Annotated in this window: 20 protein-coding genes and 1 pseudogene; 3 read left to right on the top strand and 18 right to left on the bottom strand. The window is 36.4% G+C overall.

What is annotated here, in order from left to right:
• Position 1: 1 nt before the first annotated feature.
• The 14 genes and pseudogenes from A5866_RS16925 to A5866_RS16860 all read right to left on the bottom strand — a co-directional run bounded on the left by A5866_RS16925 (position 2) and on the right by A5866_RS16860 (position 14,760).
• The gene (locus A5866_RS16925; RefSeq protein WP_086281172.1) at positions 2-2,014 is read right to left on the bottom strand and encodes an alpha-amylase family protein; all 2,013 of its coding nucleotides are present in this window, start codon (positions 2,012-2,014) and stop codon (positions 2-4) included.
• On the bottom strand, positions 2,007-3,107 hold the full coding sequence (locus tag A5866_RS16920) for a DUF871 domain-containing protein (protein ID WP_086281169.1): 1,101 nt from the start codon (positions 3,105-3,107) through the stop codon (positions 2,007-2,009). Before A5866_RS16920 ends, A5866_RS16925 begins: the two co-directional genes overlap by 8 nt.
• A 27-nt stretch (positions 3,108-3,134) precedes the next feature.
• Positions 3,135-4,475 carry a PTS sugar transporter subunit IIC gene (locus A5866_RS16915; RefSeq protein ID WP_086444748.1) on the bottom strand — a complete coding sequence of 447 codons (1,341 nt, stop codon included), beginning with the start codon at positions 4,473-4,475 and terminating at the stop codon, positions 3,135-3,137.
• A gap of 64 nt (positions 4,476-4,539) precedes the next feature.
• A complete protein-coding gene (locus A5866_RS16910; protein WP_086281164.1) occupies positions 4,540-4,854 on the bottom strand; it encodes a PTS sugar transporter subunit IIB in 315 nt (104 codons plus the stop codon).
• A 63-nt stretch (positions 4,855-4,917) separates the two neighbouring features.
• Complete coding sequence (locus tag A5866_RS16905; RefSeq protein ID WP_086444749.1) at positions 4,918-5,928, bottom strand: LacI family DNA-binding transcriptional regulator; 1,011 nt, start codon at positions 5,926-5,928, stop codon at positions 4,918-4,920.
• 96 nt (positions 5,929-6,024) lie between these two features.
• Positions 6,025-6,500 (bottom strand): annotated as a pseudogene (locus A5866_RS16900) (DUF1398 family protein).
• A 37-nt stretch (positions 6,501-6,537) separates the two neighbouring features.
• A complete protein-coding gene (gene trxB, locus A5866_RS16895; protein ID WP_086444750.1) occupies positions 6,538-7,470 on the bottom strand; it encodes a thioredoxin-disulfide reductase in 933 nt (310 codons plus the stop codon).
• Between the two features lie 232 nt (positions 7,471-7,702).
• A complete protein-coding gene (locus A5866_RS16890; protein ID WP_086444751.1) occupies positions 7,703-9,487 on the bottom strand; it encodes an ABC transporter ATP-binding protein in 1,785 nt (594 codons plus the stop codon).
• Positions 9,487-11,238, bottom strand: coding sequence for an ABC transporter ATP-binding protein (locus tag A5866_RS16885; protein WP_086281149.1), 1,752 nt, complete (start codon positions 11,236-11,238; stop codon positions 9,487-9,489). Before A5866_RS16885 ends, A5866_RS16890 begins: the two co-directional genes overlap by 1 nt.
• A 166-nt stretch (positions 11,239-11,404) precedes the next feature.
• On the bottom strand, positions 11,405-11,626 hold the full coding sequence (locus A5866_RS16880; RefSeq protein ID WP_010760812.1) for a YneF family protein: 222 nt from the start codon (positions 11,624-11,626) through the stop codon (positions 11,405-11,407).
• A 385-nt stretch (positions 11,627-12,011) separates the two neighbouring features.
• A complete protein-coding gene (locus tag A5866_RS16875; RefSeq protein WP_086444752.1) occupies positions 12,012-12,905 on the bottom strand; it encodes a deoxyribonuclease IV in 894 nt (297 codons plus the stop codon).
• A 713-nt stretch (positions 12,906-13,618) separates the two neighbouring features.
• Complete coding sequence (locus tag A5866_RS16870; protein ID WP_086444753.1) at positions 13,619-14,071, bottom strand: DUF1801 domain-containing protein; 453 nt, start codon at positions 14,069-14,071, stop codon at positions 13,619-13,621.
• 13 nt (positions 14,072-14,084) lie between these two features.
• Positions 14,085-14,408 (bottom strand): YdeI/OmpD-associated family protein, encoded by a 324-nt coding sequence (locus tag A5866_RS16865; protein ID WP_254907572.1) that lies wholly within the window; start codon positions 14,406-14,408, stop codon positions 14,085-14,087.
• Between the two features lie 190 nt (positions 14,409-14,598).
• On the bottom strand, positions 14,599-14,760 hold the full coding sequence (locus A5866_RS16860; RefSeq protein ID WP_254907573.1) for a hypothetical protein: 162 nt from the start codon (positions 14,758-14,760) through the stop codon (positions 14,599-14,601).
• 155 nt (positions 14,761-14,915) lie between these two features.
• Here A5866_RS16860 and A5866_RS16855 point away from each other — a divergent pair, with 155 nt between their 5' ends.
• Positions 14,916-15,257 (top strand): iron chaperone, encoded by a 342-nt coding sequence (locus A5866_RS16855; RefSeq protein ID WP_086444754.1) that lies wholly within the window; start codon positions 14,916-14,918, stop codon positions 15,255-15,257.
• A gap of 144 nt (positions 15,258-15,401) precedes the next feature.
• Positions 15,402-17,849 (top strand): transglycosylase domain-containing protein, encoded by a 2,448-nt coding sequence (locus A5866_RS16850; protein ID WP_086281138.1) that lies wholly within the window; start codon positions 15,402-15,404, stop codon positions 17,847-17,849.
• A gap of 75 nt (positions 17,850-17,924) precedes the next feature.
• Here the strand turns inward: A5866_RS16850 and A5866_RS16845 are convergent, their stop codons facing one another.
• Together A5866_RS16845 and ccpA are read right to left on the bottom strand one after the other, a co-directional pair.
• Entirely contained in the window at positions 17,925-18,554 is a 630-nt protein-coding gene (locus A5866_RS16845) for a sugar O-acetyltransferase (protein WP_086444755.1), read from the bottom strand.
• A gap of 143 nt (positions 18,555-18,697) precedes the next feature.
• On the bottom strand, positions 18,698-19,699 hold the full coding sequence (gene ccpA / locus A5866_RS16840) for a catabolite control protein A (RefSeq protein WP_086444756.1): 1,002 nt from the start codon (positions 19,697-19,699) through the stop codon (positions 18,698-18,700).
• A 213-nt stretch (positions 19,700-19,912) separates the two neighbouring features.
• Here ccpA and A5866_RS16835 point away from each other — a divergent pair, with 213 nt between their 5' ends.
• Complete coding sequence (locus tag A5866_RS16835; protein ID WP_086444757.1) at positions 19,913-21,013, top strand: aminopeptidase P family protein; 1,101 nt, start codon at positions 19,913-19,915, stop codon at positions 21,011-21,013.
• Positions 21,014-21,063: 50 nt separating this feature from the next.
• On the opposite strand, the gene A5866_RS16830 is transcribed toward A5866_RS16835, so the two are convergent.
• Together A5866_RS16830 and A5866_RS16825 are read right to left on the bottom strand one after the other, a co-directional pair.
• Complete coding sequence (locus tag A5866_RS16830; protein WP_086444758.1) at positions 21,064-21,654, bottom strand: YtxH domain-containing protein; 591 nt, start codon at positions 21,652-21,654, stop codon at positions 21,064-21,066.
• A 23-nt stretch (positions 21,655-21,677) separates the two neighbouring features.
• Positions 21,678-22,121 carry a DUF948 domain-containing protein gene (locus A5866_RS16825; protein WP_086444759.1) on the bottom strand — a complete coding sequence of 148 codons (444 nt, stop codon included), beginning with the start codon at positions 22,119-22,121 and terminating at the stop codon, positions 21,678-21,680.
• Between the last annotated feature and the right edge of the window lie 51 nt (positions 22,122-22,172).

Here is a 22,172-nt window from a genome sequence, read left to right as displayed (position 1 = left end):
TCTATTTGTAAGTTAAGGCAATTATTTCATATCCATCAATCTTCGATACATCAAAAACTAGTTTTCCTTCAATCATGTCAAATGGCAACTCCTTTTGAGCTGTTACTTGAACAAGACTTTCAACCATACACTCTTTTAAAGCTAACTTCAACGCAATCAATGATACATCCAATTGAACAGTTTGGTTATATAATGGAATTTTGTCTTCAATTGTATCTAAATCTAATGCACGTCGTTCTGGAATATAATGTAGCAAATTTAAAATAATCCTTTTTTCAATCGCTTGATGGTTCAATATTACATCTGCTGAAGTTGGTAAGTCACTATTGACTAGTTTTCTTCCCTCTAAAAGAAAATCAATTCCAGCTAAAATCAACTCTTTGTATGCTTTTACCCCTTGTTTTTTATACATGTCAAAAAGTGGAAACGGGTAATAGATTACTTGCGCAGCTACCGTAACTGCTGGATTACTTGTTTTTTGACCAACAGGTGCTTGAAAATGAGAATAATAATGTTGGTAACTTCGTTCCACAAGTGGTGCAGCCACAACTCCTTTTACGACGCTCGTGATAGGGGTAACTACAAGTCCTTTGCCATGTAAAACTAATTCACCTTGAGGCAGTTTAGAAAAGAAGTTTGCATCAAAATAACCATACATTGGCTCTGATTGATATTCTCCTTGATAGTGAACACCCCAACTTTCACTAAATTGTTGACCCTCAACTAGACCGCTGTAGTGGGTAGCTAAAATTTTCCCTCCTTGATCTAAGTAATCATGGATCAGGTTCGTTAATTCACGTGTCAATACCAATTTGTCTGGAAGTATCAACACTTGATAGTTAGACCAGTTCATTTTGTGATCGACAATATCAAATTGATAATGGGCTTCATTTAGCATATTCACTGCTCCAGCTAATGACAAATCAACTTTTTCTTCACACGTTTCAACGATTCCAGGATGTAAAATAGCAATTTCTGTTATTGCTTTTGAATCCTCGTTGTAGATTTCTAACTGTTTTACTTGACTGTACACATTGCCGATCAATTCATATGTTGCCTGCTGCAATGTTCCATCTGGATACATTTGATCCCCAATTGAACATTTGGCCCCATGTGCAAGTGCTAAAAAGGATTCATATTCCAGAGCAACTTGATTTTTGTAACTTCCAAAATCAGCCCACACCTTATGAAATTTTCCAGTCATACCAAGGTACTCTTTCCCTAAATTCTTAGCATAACGCACGACCGTTGGAAAATGTTGATAACCCCAAGCACCACTTGGTAGTGATTCTATTTCTAAATGACTGTACTCCGCAAGATTAGGACGAATACTGGGAATGATATTCCCTTCATTAAAAAAAATCGGACAATTATCGTCTATTGCTCTGATTGTTTGATAGATCTCAGCTTTTAAAAACTGCTCAGTTTTTTTTGCAAAAGTATCGCGATCACCCTCGTTTTCTGGATTATAACCACTCTCTAGCATTTTCTTGATACAATCATTACAACAACAAGGATCTTGCCAGACAATATCGAAGAATAATCCGTCCAGTTTACCTTTGAAATGATCCATTGTATCCTTAATTTGTCTTTTTAAATAACCTAAATAAGGAGTATTAAAACAGAGTGTTTTCCAGCCGGGAGCCAGTTGTCCATAGTCTTCAAACCCATACATACTACCGTCAACTTTACGTTCTAACCATTCTGGATGGTGGTCAGCTGCGTATGCATCCCAGCCAACACTTAAATAGATTGGCGCTTTGAGCCCAATTTCGTGACAAGCATCTACTTGCTCCATCAGGAAATCTTTTTTCATCTGAGGATGCTTGGCTGGTAAATCTGTTTGATAATAAATATGCCCATGATGACATCGTCCGGTCAATGTTACTGAATCAACTTCTGCTTTAAGTAACGTTTGCTGGAACTTTTTTTTATCAAAGTTTTTGCCTAATTCAAAAGGAAGTTCTGGCGTATGAAAATCCAAATGAATCTGCCGTGATGCTAGTTTACTCATCGTGATTTGCCTCCCGAAACTGGAATTTCGTCCACGGCTTAACATAAGGAATCAAAAACAGTTCATCTGATTTGATTTTAGCAACCAGATTTTTTTCGCCTTTGCCGTTAGGCATTTCTTGTTTGACGATATTTAACTCTCCTTTATATTGACCAAACCTATTATTTCCCACCGTGACATCACCTAAAGTAACTGTTTCAACAGTATTATTAGCTGGAAGATCACTCGTTTGATAGTTCAGTTTGACAAAAGTTGATCGAATACTATAACTATTGATATCTCCACGATTAAAATGCTGGTGCTCAAGCACGATCTCTTTTTCAAGCGCTGTGGTTCCTTCTGAAAAAACAACATCAAACTGAAGTTGATTCGTCAATAATTGACTGAGTGCTTTTATTTCATCCTCTGAGGCAAAAGCATTGGCGATAATAATGTCATCGATCAGACCTGTTGCAATAAAATGTTTAGCTTGTAGAGTGATCGGCAAGTCACGATGGAATTCAAGCGTACATAATCCATCAGTATAAGGATGAGGACCATGGCTAGCTTCATGAGAGTTCACAAATGCAGCCGTTCGTAAGCCTAATTTTTTATATTTTTCAGAGCATTTGATAAAGTAATCATAATCCAACCCAGTAAAACGTTGTGGATAAAAGTTATGACAGCCAATGATTCTTTTTTTATTTGGCTGATATGAAAGAACATTCTCTAAATAGTACGTATCATTACTGATATTTACTTCCAAATCCAAATCAGTCAGATCAAAAGTAATCAAAGATTCTACTAATCCATCAAAACTTGAATCCAAACGAATGCCTGTTGCCCCCATTTCTTTAAAGAAAGATAAATCGTGATAGCTAATGTTCAATTGATCAAATACTGCTGGATTCAAGTCCAAAATCACTTCCATATTACGCTTTCTAGCATGTTGGATCGCTGTTTTTAAAACAGTGATAACTTGTTTTTCTTCTCCTTTGTCAATCATCAACAGATTAGTAAACACTCGACCAAAACCATATTTTGCCGCTAAATCAATATAGGCAATTGTTTCAGCCATTTTTTCTTTATAGGGATAAATCGAAATTCCTAACATAAATTACGCCTGCTTTCTCTACTTAACTTATATTGTTGCTTGCTGCCCTTCTTCTAAAGCTGCTTCATCTTGTCTTTTCGCTGCAATTTCTTTTTCGACCATATTTTTGTCAAATGCTTTAAAGAATGGTAAATAAATGAGACCTGCTATAACGATATTGACCATTGCTAAAACGGCAGCTCGCCAATCAAGACCTGTCGCCATCATAGCACCGATTGGAGCAGGCAAAGTCCAGGGTGCAATTGCAATCGGATAATTGACTAAATGGAAAACACCCATTGCTAAGTAGGTGATGATCCCCATAACTACTGGCGCTGCAATAAATGGAATTGCAAAAAATGGATTCATCACAATCGGTACACCAAAAATCAGCGGCTCGTTGATATTAAAAATACCTGGAATTAAAGTAAATTTACCCATCTTTTTACAAAATTCTGATTTTCCGAAAAAGGCCATCAAAAATGCCAATGATAAAGTGGCACCAGCTCCGCCGATCCAAATAAACCATTGGAAAAATTGTTCTGTCATAAAATGCGGAATTGCTGTTCCTGCTGCGGCCGCATTGATATTGGCATTTAAGTTTTCGTACCAAAATGGATATAGGATCGGTGTTGCAATGATCATTCCGTGAATTCCAAAGATCCAAACGATTGTAATCAATAAGATCGGAACAATTACTGATAATAGATTATCTCCTGCAAAATAACGAATCGGAGAAAAGACCCACTGTAACGCACTATTGATATCAAAATTCAAGCCAACCTTGATGATCCAAGCCGTTACGATCACAACTGCACCTGGAATCAACGCTGCAAATGAATTGATCACTGATGTTGGAACGCCATGAGGCATTTTGATTACCAGATTGCGTTTTACGCAAAAACGGACGACTTCTACTGTAAAAATTGAAATAATGATCGCTGTAAATAATCCGCCTGCTCCAAAATTTCCCATCGGCAACACTGTTCCACTAACCGTCAAACCTGCTTTTTCTGCAACTTCTGGATCAATCGTACCTGGTGTGATTGCGGCAATCAAAAAAGCTAACACTGCTAAAACGCTTGTTGATACTTTATCTAATTTGTAGTCTTCACATAAACTTGAAGCAATCCCAATGCAAACATAAACTGACATAAAATCCATCGTGAAGTTCATGGGAATCTTTAAATTGTCAGCATATGGCGTAATAAACTCTTTCCAAGCATCGATCGGTAGATTCAGCATGATAATAAAGACTGAACCAATAATCGTGACAGGAATGATTACGCTCATCCCATTTCTCACCGCAGTCAAGTAGCGATTATTTGCAATATTCCCCATAACCTCAACGACTTTACCAAAATTGAACTTACTTGCTTTTGTGTTCATTTTTTTCTCCTCTCGTTTTTGAACCGTTTCAATTTTAATTTAAAAATAAAAGATACTAGTCCTTTTATTTTTTTACTGATTGTTGGATCAAGCGATACAGATCTGGAATCCCCATCGGCGTATATAAAATACCTTCAATTGGAATCAATGGAATGTTTTTGGCATCTGCTTCTTTTTGTAAATGGGCCTTTCTAAAGCTAACCTGAGGCGCTAAAAGCAAAGCATCCCAATCTTCTTGCTGCATTTTCAAGCTAACTTCTTCTGTCCCCGTTGCCTCCATATAAAAATCTTCATTCCCGTTTTTCTTCGCTTCAGCAACCAAATTCTCTGCTAAGATCGATGAACTCATTCCGCCGCCACATGCTAATAATACTTTCATAAAATTGCCTCCCTATTTTTTGAACCGTTTCAATTTTATGATGTAATTATAATATGCAAACGCTTAACTTTCAAGCCCTTTTTTTATTTTTTTTACCGAATCACGCCAAAGTAAGCTTGTTTCCAGCTCTACCACAGTGTTTTCAGTGATTGTAGTATCTTTGATTTTTTGTATCAATAAGGCTCCAACTGTTTCTCCGATTTGCTTAACTGGTTGTTCTACTACCGTTAGTTTCGGCTGAAAGATATCGCTTAGTTCAAAATGATCAAATCCTACGATTGATATATCTTCCGGGATTGCTAACTGACGTTCATAGACTGCTTGAACTGCACCTAATGTCATATAATAATTGGTCGTGTAAAGCGCGGTTATATATCCTTTATCTAGCATTTTTTTAGCTTTCAAATAACCTGATTCTTTTTTATAATCGCCAATTTCAATTGTTGCATCTGTATAAAGATCTAATTCTTTCATAGCATCGACAAAACCATTCAACCGTTCTCTGCCAATGAAACGATCTTGACTTCCCGCAATAATACCAATTCGTTCATGTCCTAATTCAGCAAGTTTTTGGACAACATCATACGACGCTTTATAGTTATCAACTAAAACTGTGTCCGTTTCGAAATCACTGATTGGCGAGTCTACGGCTACAATCGGAATACCTTCTTTTTCAAATTTATCTAAAACTGCTAATTTCTTTTCAAGGTGGAAAATAACAATACCATCTACTGATCTTGAGCGTAAAAACTCTAATTTTTGTTCTAACTTGTTTAGATCATTTTGGTAATCACATAGAATCAAGCTGTAGTTATTTTCTTCTAAGTAAGATTCCAAGTAGGTAACGATAGATGTTGCAAAAACATCTGTTAACGTATTGATCACAACACCAATCGAAAGACTTTTATTATTTTTTAGCCCTTTGGCAATAATGTTTTCTTCATAGCCTAATTTTTCAATTGCTTCGCGAATATTCGTCATATTACTTTCTTTTAGTTGATGACCATTTAAATATCTTGAGACCGTTCCTAGTGAAACGCCGGCTTCCTTTGCTACTTCTCTAATCGTTGCCACGCTAAATAAACTCCTTTCTATTATTTGCTATCTCAATACTAACTAAGGTTTCCATTTATTTCAATAAAAAGATGGCATGCTGTTAGATATTTTTAGTTATCCTTCTGGAATAGGTTCACTTAAAAGAAGCTTTCCGTTTTGATTGAAATAGTCCACTTGCATAGAAGATAAGTCTGTCCGCCAATAAGCTACCCCAGCAGCACCTGCTAACTCTGTGAATCGTTCAAATGAAATCGTACCTGATTGTGCTTGCAAAACTGCCTTTTTAATTTCGGTCGCAGAGCCTTTATCTGTGACTTTTTTAGGTTTTCCATTCATTTGGATATCAACATACGATGCATCATCATAGTACGATAAATACCTGTAGCCACTAAATAATCATATCTTTTCACACCAATTTTTTTAAACTCTCGGATCAATTCTGCAAATCCACCAGCATTTTTTTCATTATTCACAATTGCTTCAATAGCATTTAAATTAAGACTCAACGTCTTCACTCCTATCTGATAATATAAAAATAGATCTAGGTCAAAACTTATCAAGTTTTGACCTAGATCTTGATCCGTAAACATTAGACTGAAACCTTAAATAGCTAATCCATTTTTTAATCTATTTAACTTCTTCAACTTCTGCCATATCTTCGATATATTTATAGACTTGTTGTCCGGCAATTCCGCCTTCACCAACTGCAGTTGTGATTTGGCGCAATGTTTTCTCACGAACATCACCAATTGCAAACACACCTGGCATACTCGTTTTCATATCTTGGTCTGTTTCGATCCAACCTTCCGCATTCGTTAAGCCAGATTTCTTGAACGGTTCTGTCAATGGATCAAGTCCAACATAGATAAAGACACCATCAGCTTGGATTTCTTTTACTTCATCAGTCAATACATTTCTTAATTGTCCACCCGTTACAACCATATCATTTCCAACGATTTCTTCTAAAACGGTATTCCATTCAAAAGAAATTTTTTCATTAGCAAACGCGCGATCTTGAATGATCTTTTGCGCACGTAAGGCGTCACGACGATGCACGATCACAACTTCTGAAGCAAATTGCGTTAAATAAATCGCTTCTTCAACTGCAGAATCACCACCACCGATAACTAATAAGCGTTTGTTACGGAAGAACGCACCATCACAAACCGCACAATAAGAAACACCACGACCTGCAAATTCTTCTTCCCCTTTAACACCTAATTTACGATGTTCACAGCCTGTAGCAATGATCACTGTTTTAGCTTGATAGGTTTTATCATCACAAATCACTTCTTTATAAGAACCTTGATCTTTGATATCCATTACAATGCCGTATGCATTTTCAGTACCAAATTTTTCAACGTTTTCGTACATTTTATAAGCCAGTTCAGGTCCCATGATCGAGTCAAAACCTGGATAGTTTTCAACCTCAGCCGTATTATTCATTTGACCTCCTGGTGCTCCACGTTCAATCATTAATACTGACAGATTAGAACGAGACGCATATAAAGCGGCAGTCATACCAGCTGGTCCTGCTCCAATTATAATTACATCATACATAAATTTTTCACCCTCCGAATTTTTCAAGTACATTTACTTTACAACTTAACTAGTTGCTTGTCTACATTTCTGCCCAATAATCTTGTTCACTTAGAAGCAAAATGATGCTCCATATCTACTTTTCGTTGTCCATTATAGCATGTTTTTTTTTAGATGACCTCTCTTTATTCTTTACTTTTAATAAGAAAAAAGACTTAGAACTCGCTCACGCGCTGCCTCTAAGTCTTTCTTTTTAACCTTCACTATTTTGTAACTGATACATATCTGAGTATAAACCATTCTGAGCTAATAAGTTATCATGATTGCCACGTTCCACAATCCGTCCTTTGTCTAAGACCAAAATCAGATCAGCATCACGAATGGTGGATAAACGATGGGCAATAGCGATCGTTGTTCTGCCTTGACGCATATTCGCTAACCCTTCTTGAATCAACCCTTCTGTCTCAGTATCAATGTTTGCTGTTGCTTCGTCTAGTACTAAAATTTTTGGATCTGTTACGATTGTTCTAGCAAATGAAATCAGCTGACGTTGACCGCTTGAGTAACTTGCACCTCTTTCAATCACTTTTGCATGGTATTTTTTAGGGAGGGTTTCAATAAACTTATCCGCTTGAACAAATTCAGCTGCTGTTTTGATTTGCTCATCGGTAATCTCTGGGTTCAACATTCGAATATTGCCAGCGATATCACCATAAAACATAAAAGCATCCTGCAGAACTAGCCCTAATTTTTTTCTTAACTCTGGTAATGGATACTCACGAATATCACGATCATCGATCAAGATTTCACCCTCATAAAACTCATAAAAACGCATCAAAATATTGATAATTGAGCTTTTACCGCTTCCTGTATGACCAATCAATGCAACTGTCTCACCAGGATTTGCAATAAAACTGATGTTTTTCAACACTTTATTTTTACCATCATAGGAGAAACTGACATTACGAAATTCGATTTTTCCACGAATAATTTCCGCATTCGCACCATTATTTTGTTGCGGCGTCAACTCTTCATTATCAAAGATTTTTAAAATCCTACTGCCCGCAACCATACCATCGGTAAAGACACTTAGGAAATCCATCATTTGTGTCATCGGGTTAAAAAATGCTTGAACATACGTTACAAACGCATAAATCAAACCGACTTCAACAGGAGAGTGCAACGCATCATAACCAAATAAGGTTAATGTCAAACCAATCGCCAATGTATATAGAAAGTTAATGATTGGCCCTAAAAGCAATGAATTCGTTCTGATCATTGAAAAACGCGTACGCAGATAATCATTATTGGTTTCTTCAAATTCTTTTTCTAAACGACGTTCTTGTCTAAATTGCTGAATTATCTGCATACCAGAAATATATTCATTTAATTTAGTGTTTAACTGACTTAATTTTTCCCGCATACTGCGATAAATTCTAGAACTAAATTTTTGATAGTACCAGATCACAATCAAAAGAATGGGTAAGAAAATCAAGTTGTACAACGCAATTTTCCCATTAATTTGAAACATCGCAATAAATGATGAAACTACCGCAAAAATTCCTGTCAACACCATTAAAAAGACATACCAAAATTCAAATAAAGTTTCTGTGTCATTCGTAACTCTGGAAACGATAGAACCTGCTGGTGTTTGATCAAAGTACCGCATACCTAGAGTTTGTAGTTTTTCAAATAGCTTCACACGAATATATTGATAGGTTTTCAGCGAAGCAGTTGAATATAGAAACCATTGGAAAAACCAGACAATACTTTTAACGATCACACCAAATAGATATAAACCAGCAAAAAAGAGAATTACTTGGTTCGTCGCCGTTTTTGGTGTTAAATAATCGTCCATAAACAATTGAATAATCCTTGGCAAAAGGATATTAATAACAGCAAGTACCAAAGCAAATAAAATTGCAATTAAAAAGGTACCACGAAATGGACGCGCAAATTTTAGCAACCGTCTAACAATTGAAATTTGTTCTTTTATAGGAACTGATTTTGTCCATTCTGATTCATATTTTTCTTCCATTATGCTTCACTCCCTTCAATTTTCGCTTCTAATTGCTGTTTATCCCACATCCGCTTGTACCAGCCAGCTATTCTTAATAGCTCTTGATGAGTACCGCGTTCAACAATTTTTCCTTCATCTAAAACAATAATCTCTTTGGCATGCATCACACTACTTAGTCGATGAGCTGCAATAATCGTTGTTTTTCCCTTTCTAACTTCTTTTAAATTAGAAAGAATAGCTTCTTCTGTTTTTGCATCCACTGCGGATAAAGCATCATCTAAAATCAATAATTCTGGATCAACAATTAATGCCCTAGCAATCGAGATTCGTTGCTTTTGTCCACCAGATAACGAAACTCCTCGTTCTCCAACCAATGTATCGTACCCTTTTGGAAATGCTTTGATCTCGCTATTGATAAACGCCATTTCTGCGGCTTGCTCCACTTCTGCTTCGGTAAAATCTGGATTTGCAAAACGGATATTATCCCGAACTGTCATTGAAAACAGAAAGTGATCTTGTGGAACATAGCCAATCGAATGCATCACAGCATCCAATGAATAATCTTTGATATCATGACCGCCAAATGTCACACGCCCTTGATAATGATCAAACTCACGCATCAACAATTTTAAAATCGTTGTTTTTCCGGCACCCGTTTTACCAACGATTCCTAATGTTTCACCAACACCCACCGTAAATTTAATTTGTTCTAAAGTTGAATGGTCATTTTTAGGATAAGTGAACTGCGCAACTTCCATTGAGAGCTGACCTTTCGCTGGTGTTTGGATGGCATCTTTTTTTTCAATGATATGAGTCTTTTCATGCAACAATTCATTGACACGATCATAGCTAGCATTTCCTCGCTCCAGCACGTTAAACAGGCGACCAATTGCAAACATCGGCCAAACGAGCATTCCTATATAACTTATGAAAGAAATCAACTGCCCAATCGTAATCGTGCCTTCCATAATAAATCGTCCGCCCATAATAATTGTTAGAACATATGAAATCCCAATGATCAACGTAATAAACGGATCAAATAAAGCATCTAAAAAGTTAACTCGTTTATTTTTAACAATAGCATCATCAATTTTCTCTGTAAAATCTTGAATATCCTCTTTTTCCTGGCCAAATGTTTTAATAACTTTCATCCCAGTGATACTTTCTTGAGTTTTGTCGTTAATCGTTGAAAATGCTGCTTGTGAATCTCTAAAAGCATCATGCAATTTTGACCCTAAAACTCTTGATGTTACCGCTAACAAGGGTAATGGAATCAAAGCAATCAACGTTAAACGCCAATCCACAAATAAAATCATGGCAATAATCGTGGCACCACCTGTGATCAATGAATCCGCAAAAGTCAAAATCCCTGCTCCAGCAACATTTTGAATCGCATTCAAATCATTTGTTGCATGGGCCATCAAATCACCGGTTCGATATTTCTGATAAAAAACACTATCCATTTTTGTAAAGTGATGAAATAATTGCCGTCTTAAATCTTTTTCTAATCTAGCTGCACTTCCCCAAATATAAATTCGCCAGATGTAGCGAAAAACATATTGTGCAACAGCCGCAGCTAATAAAATTCCAATCCAAAATAAAATTGGTTTGATCGTTAAATTTTTGTCGGCAATTTTATCCACAACAATTCCGATCACCTTCGGCGGAACTAACTGCACTAGTGCAACCATCACTAATGAAAAGACCCCAATAACATAACTTTTCTTCTCTTGTTTGAAAAACCACCCTAATTTTTTAAATATAGACATGTATCATTCTCCTCTTCTAAATTGACTACTGTGCGCTCACATCTTTCATTTGTTGTTTTCCCATCTTAATACAACTCCTTTCATTTATTAAAAAATAAGTGCAAAAAAAACGAGCTGAAAAAATCAGCCCGTTGTGCTCTTGAAATCTGAATCGCAATGTAAAAACCTATTTGTCTCCTTGGTTCTTCATTTGCTGCATCATTTGACGTATCTTCTTCTCAGAAGGTTTTTGTCCCATAGACATCATCATCATTCGTAACATTTCCTCATTAACGGGAGGATTCTTTTTAAAATAATCTTGCATATATTTGCGCGCAAGGAAAAATCCGCCTGCTGCACCTGCTAATAAAGCGATAATCGCGATTAACACTACTAAACCTGTTGACATATAAATCTCTCCTTTCCACTAGAAAAGTTGAATAAGAACTTCTGCTGGATAAAAGTTGCAGTCACTATTCCTATTGAACTTCAATTTCTAAATTTTATTGGGATTATTTATCCCTAATTTATTAAATTACTCTCAAGAAACCATTTTACTAGAAACAGACCAAAAAGAAAAGGTCTTTTGTCATATTCCTCACAAGAAATTTCTGAAAGACGATTTCTACTTATTTTGTCTAGCTTTACAGGCTAACACTATGCTCTGCTTCGATCTCATCAATTCCTAATAGCTAAAGCTCAAAGGATTGAAGATCTTCGGAAAATTGTGACAAAAAACGTCACCCTCTGATTTTCCTATTTTTCAGTCAAGGCTAAACGAGCCTGTTCAGCTTTTAATTTTGAGCTTCAATTTTTTCCAATAGATTTGGATCAAACGTTTGTGATTTCAGCATTGCGATTTCGTCACCGTATGGCGCTTTACTTGTTTTTTTATCAGCACCAACATACGGTGTTTCTAAAATTTTAGGTAGATCTTTTAATTTTTCATGGTGAACAACCTTGTTTAATGCATCAAAGCCAATCGTGCCAAAACCAATATTGGCATGACGGTCCTTATGTGAACCCATCGAATTTTTAGAATCATTGACATGGACTACCTTCAAACGATCTAAACCAATAATTTTATCAAATTCTTCTAAAACACCATCAAAATCATCTTTTACGTTATAACCAGCGTCGTTGATATGACAAGTATCCATTGTCACTGATAGCTTTTCATTTAGCTTAACCCCTTCAATGATCGTTGCCAATTCTTCAAAGGTCCGACCGAGCTCAGTGCCCTTACCTGCCATTGTTTCTAAGGCAATTTGCGGTACTTGTTCTTTCCATAACACTTCATCTAACCCTTTGATGATTTGTTTCAAGCCAGCATCCACACCAGCACCCACATGCGCACCTGGATGCAATGTGATTTGTGTTGCTCCTAATGCATGAGCACGCTCGATTTCTTGACGTAAAAATGACGTTGCAAAGCCAAAATTTTCTAATTTGATCGTATTCCCTAAGTTAATGATATAAGGTGCATGAACCACAATATTACTTAAATCATGCTCAGCCATAAATGCTTGACCAGCTTCAATATTCATCTCTTCAATCGGCTTACGGCGCGTATTTTGCGGCGCACCCGTATAAATCATAAAAGTCGTTGCACCATAACTCGCAGCCTCTTCCGCTGAACCTAGTAACATTTTTTTACCACTCATACTAACATGTGAACCTAATAACATAATAAACCTCCTCATAATAATCAATGATCAACAGTTTCTTTGAAACTCTTGTACTGTTCAACATCAGTTCATTTTACTCACTGTGTTTCAAAGCAAAAGCGTAGCGAGCTCGTTTAGCTCTGACAGAAAAATATGAGGGTGGCGCTCTTTGCCACAATCAGATTTTATCTTTTTTCCGAAGAGCTAGCCCGCGTAGCTAGATAACAATAAAAGCGGAACAAATTGTTTAATCCTGTAGAAAATTAGGAAATTGCCATTGAAATGCTCTTTATTTCACTGACAATTTATCTATTTTCCTAAGGATTGATTTGTGCAGCTAGATAACAATAAAAGCGAAGCGGGCTCGTTTAGTCTTGACAGGAAAATAGGAAAAATTGATCGAGACGCTTTTTTGTCTCACTCCATTTTTATCTTTTTCCCGAAAGGCTAGCCCGCGCAGCTAGATAACAATAAAAGCTGAAAGAGCACGCTCAGCTTCGACAGGAAAATAGGAAAAAATGACTGAGGTGCTTTTTGCCTCATTCAGTTTTTATCTTTTTCTCGAGACGCTAGCTCTTGAAGCTAGATAACACATGGTAGCAACATTCCCCTTTGCTTCACCTTGTATTTTTAAACGTCCACCAACTACAAATAAACATAAAATATTTCATTCTTAAAAAGAGTACGTGAAACAAACAGAAAAAACAATCTTTTTGCTTCTATAAAAACACGCTCTACTTCTTATTCTTCGCCGTAAAACGAGTATAACTAGCAACCCATTCGTCTACCGAAATTTTACTAACTAATTCCCCAATCAACTCATAAGGAATAACTTTAGGATTACTAAAACGAATACAACTTTTTCCCATGTTCAGCTTAGTTGGAACAACTTTTTTGTACTCTTCCTGAAACCAAGCTAATAATTCTTTATTTCCCATGATCCCCATATGATACAAAGATAGATGCTTTTTCTGAGCAGCTAAACTGATAAACGGCAATGGTTCGTCTTTTCGCTCTAAATAACCTGCTGGAAACACACTTAAGGGCACGACATATGTCGGCATTCCGTATTGTAATCGTAAATCAAAGCCAGCTGGTATATTTTCAGCAATGATTCTAGCTAATTTTTGATAGGACTCTTGCCACTTTTCGCCGATATTTTCTACATACTCTTCTATTTCCTCCAAATTATTCCCTCCTTTATTTAGCCACAAATTGACGATACAGTTCTTTAGACTTAAAACCTTTTCCTAAAATCTCAATCATTTCTTGCTTTCTTTTCTCTTGCGTTGCTGCTTGCTTGGCACTATATACATATCTAGCCCAATCCTTTTTGTATCCAGGTGTTAGCTGATCAAATAAGACTTTTGCTTTTTCATGATTTGCAATAAAAGATTCTATTTCTGGGATAAATTGTAGATAGTCTTCTACACGACCACTACTGACAGCTTTTGATGATCCAGTTGCTTTTCGCTCGATATTTTTCATTCCTGTCACTGTAAATGTTTCATCTAAGCGAACCATTCGATTAAATTTTAAAGTGCTATTTGATCTATAGCCGTCCTCTTCATTGACTTAAAGAGTTGGAAATATTTCATCTCGGTGGACAAAAGTTTGATATACTTTGTTCCCCTTTTTAGGATATGCCACAAAAAGCACCCCATTTTTATTCAGTAATTGTTGTTGGATAACGCTCATTACGACTACTTTAAACTCAGCCATCGTTTCTACAAAAAAAAAGTAAATCGACTGGTTCTATCGGGAATTGTCTTTGTGCTTCTTTTAGTTCAGGCAAGTATTCGTTATTTGGACGATTGACAATCGCTTTATTGGTGTAACGCATTAAGTTCAATTTTTCAATAATCGATTTCTCCACTTTATTCAGTCTTTCATTCTATTCTAAGATGCACTGATAGTGTACCATAAAACGGTTACTTCTTTCACTCTCTGTGTTTTTGATCAAAAGAAATCCATCATTCTCTACATCATGGTATACTAAACATAATATTTCAACAGAAAGTAGGGATCGTGATGACTATCATCGAAGACTATGTCGCAAAAATGCCAGCAGATCGTCAAGAGAAATTACAACAGCTGTATACTACCATTAAAGAACTCGTTCCAAAAGCTACAGAAAAAATGTCTTATGGCATGCCCACATTCTATTTAAACGGTAACTTAGTCCACTTTGCGAATGCTAAAAACCATATTGGCTTTTATCCTACTCCAAGCGCTATTGAAGCATTTAAAAATGAGTTGACCACTTTTAATACAAGTAAAGGTGCCATTCAATTTCCTTTGGATCAAGAATTACCACTAACATTGATCAAAAAAATCGTATTATTTAGATTAGAAGAAAACACGTCAAAATAATAAAACTTAAGCAACACGTCACGTATTTATATGGATCTACGCTGACCTTTTTGGTCCCGATTTATATTAAGTTTTTTCGATTAAGTTCCTATAAATATCTGAACAACTGTTCATTATAGCTTTTTTTTGCTATAATATCACGGAATGTATCATTTTATTGAGGTGAAGCTTTTGGACAATCAGGATAATTCCCGTATAACGGAACAACATTCTAAGAAGGTACCAGAAAAGAAAAAGATTTTTTTAATTATAAATGTCGTGATTCGTGTACTACAATCCTTATTTGTATTTGCAGTTGTTCTCCTACTATTAGGTGGTGCTTTAGGCATGGGTATTGGTATGGGGTATTTTGCTTTTCTAGTGGAAGACACTCAACCACCTACTAAAGAAGAACTTCAGACGGAAATCAGCGATATCACAGAGGTTTCCAAAATGACATACGCTGACGGTACGAATATCGCTATGATCAAATCTGACTTAGTTAGAACCAGAGTTGATGGAGAGCACATCTCCCCACTATTGAAAAAAGCGATTATTTCTACTGAAGATGAGTACTTTGAAGAACACAAAGGTGTTGTTCCCAAAGCCGTGATTCGTGCCCTTGTTTCAGATGCAACAGGTATAGGCGGTTCATCTGGTGGTTCAACCCTAACGCAACAACTAGTCAAACAACAAATTTTAACGGATGAAACAACATTCAAACGAAAAGCCAACGAGATACTTTTAGCTTTTCGCATCGAAAAATATTTTTCAAAAGATGAGATCGTTACGACCTATCTGAATGTCTCACCCTTTGGCCGAAACAATAAAGGTGAGAATATCGCAGGTGTTGAAGAAGCTGCAAAAGGTCTATTTGGTAAAAGTGCCAATGATTTAACACTTCCTCAAGCAGCCTTTATTGCCGGTCTACCGCAAAGCCCTATCATTTACACGCCTTATAGTAACACTGGTGCTCTAAAAGCGGATGAGAATCTTGCATACGGTATGAAACGAAAAGATTTTGTGTTGTTCAGCATGTATCGCGAAAAAGCAATCACAAAAGAAGAATATGAAACGGCTAAAAACTATGACTTAAAACAAGATTTCCAACCACAAGAAGCGTCCAATGAAAATACTGAAAGCTATCTTTATAATGCTGTCTTAGAACAAGCAACGAATGTTGTAATGGATATCAATATAGAAAAAGCTGGCGTTAAAAAAGAAACACTAGATGAACTAGGTCTTTCCCAATATAAAGATCAAGCACGAAAAGAAATTCAAAATCGTGGATACACAATTCAGTCAACCATCGATCAAACAGTTTATGATACTATGCAAAATGCGGTCGCAAACTTTGGCTACATGCTAGATGATGGCTATGGTGCTGGTTTCGTTGAGACTGGAAATGTTCTGATGGACAACAAAACGGGGCGCATTATTGGGTTTATCGCCGGTCGTGACTTCAATGTCAGCCAAAGTAACCATGCCTTAGATACCGTCCGCCAAGTTGGTTCTACAATCAAACCAATCTCCGTTTACGGACCTGCAATCGATCAAGGAATGATTGGTTCAGAAAGCCGCTTAGCGAATTATCCGATGTCTTATAAAACTGGCGGAGAATTGACTAATGCCACAAATTCTGGAACGAACACCTTTGATACTGTACGTCATGCGTTAGAATGGTCGTATAATATTCCTGTCTACCATCTAAATGAAGCAATGAAAGCACAAATGGGTGACGACAATTTCTCTTACAATAACTATCTAAGTAAAATGAACTACCCTGCAAGTGATGCTTGGGCTTATGAATCAGCTCCTTTTGGTTCGGTTGAAACAACTGTTCTTACTCAAACAAATGGATTCCAAGCCCTAGCAAACAAAGGGCAATATCAAAAAGGCTATATGATCGAAAAAATTACAGATAATAGCGGCAAAGTGATTTATGAGCATAAAAATACGCCTGTTCAAGTCTATTCTGAAGCAACAGCATCAATCATGAATGACCTGATGCGCTCTGTCTTAGATTCAAAAATAACAACACCCTTTAAAAATATGTCTATAGGTCTCAATCCAGCGTTTGCAAATGTTGACTGGGTTGGTAAAACAGGAACCACGAATGCTTATAAAGATGCTTGGCTAGTCGTTTCTACACCAACAATTACATTAGGTTCTTGGACAGGCTATGATATCCCCACTGCTATGAGTCCAAATAGTGGTGATCAAAATAGTGCCTATCTAGCAAATCTGGCAAACGCCATCTACTCAGTCAGACCTGACTTATTCGGTGCAGGTGAGAAATTCACCCTTTCAAAAGATGTGATCAAATCAAATGTATCTAGCTTTACAGGAGAAAAACCTGGTACTTTTACTTATAATGGCGGTACTTATACAGCTCCTGGTCCAAACGTTGAATCCTTCTATGCAAAAGATGGAGCGCCTAAAGGCCAATATAAATTTGGTTATGGCGGAACAGATGCTAACTACAGTGCTTACTGGGGACGTTATGCAACAACAACGCCAAGTTCAGGTTCGACAACACCTTCTTCTGAGAAAAAAGAAGATACTAAAAAAGAAAATACGACACCTTCTTCAAGTGAAAAAAAGAATAATTAACTACCTACTTCCTTTTAGATTAAATTTAGAGCTTCAAACAAAACGGTTAACTGTTTTGTTTGAAGCTCTTTTAAGTTACTCTAAATTATTTAAGCGATAGACCTCTTCTATATCCTCCTCTAAAAGAGGTTGATCCTTATAATAAAATGTACGATCTTTTTCATTGATTTTACGAATGACTTTACATGGATTACCAACAGCCACAGAATTCTCTGGAATATCTTTTGTTACAATACTACCAGCACCCACTACACTATTTTTGCCTATCGTGACTCCTGGACAAATAGTCGTATTGGCTCCGATCCAGCAGTTATTCTCAATCGTTACCGGACTACCATACATCAATCGACGGTAATCAGGATGAATAGGATGTCCAACTGTTGCAATCGTCACACCAGGACCAAATGCAACGTTATTTCCAATTGTAATTTTAGCATCATCAATAAAACTACACCCCATATTTAAGTAACATTCTTCCCCAATTTCGATATTATGACCATAACAAAAATAAAATGGTGGTTCGATCCATGCATTTATTTTTGTTCCAAAAATGGCATCTAGTAACTGAAATCTTTTTTCTAATTCATCAGGTGCTGTTTGATTAAAAGCCATCATTCTTTTTTTAGCTTGTAATCGTTCTTCAGGCAAGCCTTCACAATCATCTAAAAATAATTTACCTGCAATGATTCTTTCTCTCATATTCATCGATTACCACTCCTTTTCTAGTTATATCATTTAGTGTTCATCAAAAAAACACTCCCCTAAAGTAAGTATACTAGCTTTTAATGCTAGAATCTACTTTGTAGGGAGTGTAGCTGATCAGTAACAGATACTTTCAACTATGTTTTTTATTTAGTTGAACCTTTTTGATCCATACCATATGGTAAGATAACTGTTTTATCTTCAATTTCTTCTTTGTTCATCAATTTTGTCAATAAGCGCATTGCTACCGCACCAATATCATATAACGGTTGTGTTACACTTGAAAGACGTGGACGAACAACTTCTGTTAATAATGAGTTATTGCTTGTAATGATCTCGAATTCTTCTGGCACTTTAACACCAGCATCGATCATGCCATCTAACAAACCAATTGCTAGTTCATCATCGGTAACATAAGCAGCTGTTGCACCACTGTTACGAATACGTTCAGCTAAAGAGATACCTGCTTTAAACTTGTACTCAGATTCAAAAATCAACCCTTCGTTATAAGTCAAACCATTATCCGCTAAAGCTTCTTTGTAGCCTTTAATACGATTTTGACCATTGATTGGATCAATCAATGCACCGCTAACGAATGCAATTTTTTTATTACCGTTTTTAGCTAATAAATTCGTTGCATCTTTTGTTGCTTCTGTATAATCAATATTGACACTGCCAACTTGTTCATCTGGATCGATTGATCCCGCTAAAACAACAGGTGTTTTAGAACGTGAAAATTCTCCACGAATTTCATCTGTAATATGGTGTCCCATAAAAATGATTCCATCCACTTGTTTTGCCAAAAGATTGTTCAATACATTGACTTCTTTTTGATCATTGCTGTCAGAGTTAGCCAAAATAATATTGTATTTATACATTGTTGCAACATCATCGATCCCACGAGCTAAAGAAGCAAAAAAGATATTACTAACATCAGGGATAATAACACCCACAGTTGTTGTTTTTTTACTTGCTAAGCCACGGGCTACAGCATTGGGACGGTAATCTAAGCGATCAATTACTTCTAACACTTTTTTTCGTGTAGCAGGTTTTACATTGGGATTGCCATTGACTACACGAGATACAGTCGCCATGGATACATTTGCTTCACGAGCAACATCATAAATCGTAATTGTTTGTTTTTCCATGTTTATTCTCCTAAATAGTTATAGTTGTTTTCGTTTTCTGAAAACGCTGTTTACATTTCTCACTAAGAATAGCAGAATTATTTTATTTTTGCAACCGTTTTATCCTATTTTCATGAAAATTTACTCGATATTTCAAAAAGCGCTTTACCTCGTTTCGTGGTATGATAAAGATAAGTTTTATCTTAATCAGTTTTAAAAGAAAGAAGGATATTTATGAATCAAGAAAAAATCAACGAACTAAAAAAATGGATGGCCAAAGAAAATGTCGAATTAACGTATATTAGCGATCCTGGACATATTGCCTATTTTTCAGGCTATAAAAGTGACCCTCATGAACGAGTATTAGCCTTATTTATTTCATTAAATCATGATCCATTTCTATTTACACCAGCTTTAGAAGTTGAAGATGCTCAAAAGAGCTCCTGGGCTTATCCAGTCTACGGCTATCTTGATAGTGAAAATCCTTGGGAAAAAATTGCCCAATTAATTAAAAAAAGTGGTAATCCAAGTAAAATTGCAACTGAAAAAGAAGCCTTGACTGTTGCGCGGTTTGATCGATTAAAACATTACTTCCCTGCTAGTGATTTTTCAGCGAGTGTTACACCTGTCATTGAAAAACTGCAATTATTAAAGACTCCATCTGAAATAGCTACCTTGATGGAAGCAGGTAATTGGGCTGATGTTGCTTTAGAAATCGGTTTTAAAGCAATTAAGGAAGGGGCTAAAGAACAAGAAATCCTAGCTGAAATCGAATACCAATTAAAACGCCAAGGAATTCGTTCAATGAGTTTTGACACACTTGTTCTAACTGGGAAAAATGGTGCGAGTCCACATGGTAATCCAGGAAGTACAGCTGTTGCGAAACAAGACTTGGTTTTATTTGATCTAGGTGTCGTGTACAATGGTTATTGTAGTGATGTTACACGAACTGTCGCCTATCAAGAACCAACTGATTTCCAAAAGGAGATCTATTCCATCGTACTAGAAGCACAATTAAAAGCAATGGATGCTGTGAAACCAGGGATTACCGCAGGTGAATTAGATGAAATTGCCCGTGGTGTTATCAGTGGCTACGGTTATGGTGAATATTTCAACCATCGTCTAGGTCATGGTATTGGGACTACAGTACATGAATATCCGTCTCTAGTCACTGGTAATGAACTGGTAATTGAAGAAGGTATGTGTTTCTCAATTGAACCAGGTATTTATATTCCAGAAAAAGTCGGTGTACGCATCGAAGATTGCCTACATGTTACTAAAACAGGCTGTGAAGCCTTTACAAAAACGCCAAAAGAATTAATGATCATCGACTAATAACAAGAAAAAAGCTGGCACTCTAATTAGAATGCCAGCTTTTTTAGATTCTACTTGCCAGTAACTTCTTCTACTGTTTCTTTAGCAGCTTGCTTTGTTTCCTTTTTTGCTGCTTCTACTTTTTCAGGAACATCTTTCGTTACTTCTTTTGCTTCAGAAACGCCTTCTGACACAGTTTCTTTCGCTTTTTTTGCTGACTCTTTAACGTCAATAAAAATATCGTCTGAAGCATCTTCTGCGATATCCCCTAATTCATCAACTTGATCATTCACGTCTTGAGCAGTCTTCTTAAAGCGATCAGATAAATCACCTGTTTGCTTTTTAAATGATTCTAAGACTGTATCTGAAACGCCTTGAGCCTTATCTAAAGAAGCTTTTGTCTTATCTTTGACATTGCCAGCTAAATCGCCTACTTGCTCCCCTAGCACACTTGCTTTGTCTTTTGCAATCGATGATAATTCAGAACCTTTTTGCACAGCATAATCTGTATAATCTGATGCTTTATCTTTAAAATCATCTGCTTGATTTGCTAGATCTTCACGTAATTCTTTACCCGATTTTGGTGCTAATAAAAGAGCTGCAACGGCTGCTGCTGTCCCACCAATAATTGCTCCTAAAAAAAATCCGCCTTTTTTTGCCATGTTTATTCCTCCATTATCTTTTATTATTTAACCGATTCACTTGTTTTTGATGTTTTCTTTGGTCGAAAAGCACGAAAAGCTGCTCCTCCTACTTTACCGACAACACCTGCTTTAGCTGTTGATTTCCCAACTGCACCAACTTTTCCTAGTAAATTTCTACTAGAATAATTCAACTCAGAAACACTTTCACTTAAATCAGCAACTGCTGCAAACAATGGATCGATCGTTGCTACTTTCTTATTGACATCATCCAGCAATTCATTGCTTTTTACTAAAAGCCCCTCTACTTGCCTAGATAAAATATCAACATCTTTTGTTACGACCTCAATCGTTTTATTTGCTTCATCAACTGTCGTAGTAACTCGTTCAGCGGTCTTACCGATTTTTATCAATACCAAAACAATAAATACTACTAATACAGCAAACGCCACTGCAGCGATTATCGCTGCAACCTCTCCACCTGTCATATTCTTGCTCCTTCCATCAATTATTTCATGTTCTTAGAATAACACCAACTG

It is taken from the genome of Enterococcus sp. 12C11_DIV0727, from assembly GCF_002148425.2.
In the GTDB taxonomy this organism is placed as follows: domain Bacteria; phylum Bacillota; class Bacilli; order Lactobacillales; family Enterococcaceae; genus Enterococcus_L; species Enterococcus_L lemimoniae.
Note: the sequence above shows the minus strand (reverse complement) of the source record. Positions and strands in the feature narration are given on the sequence as shown.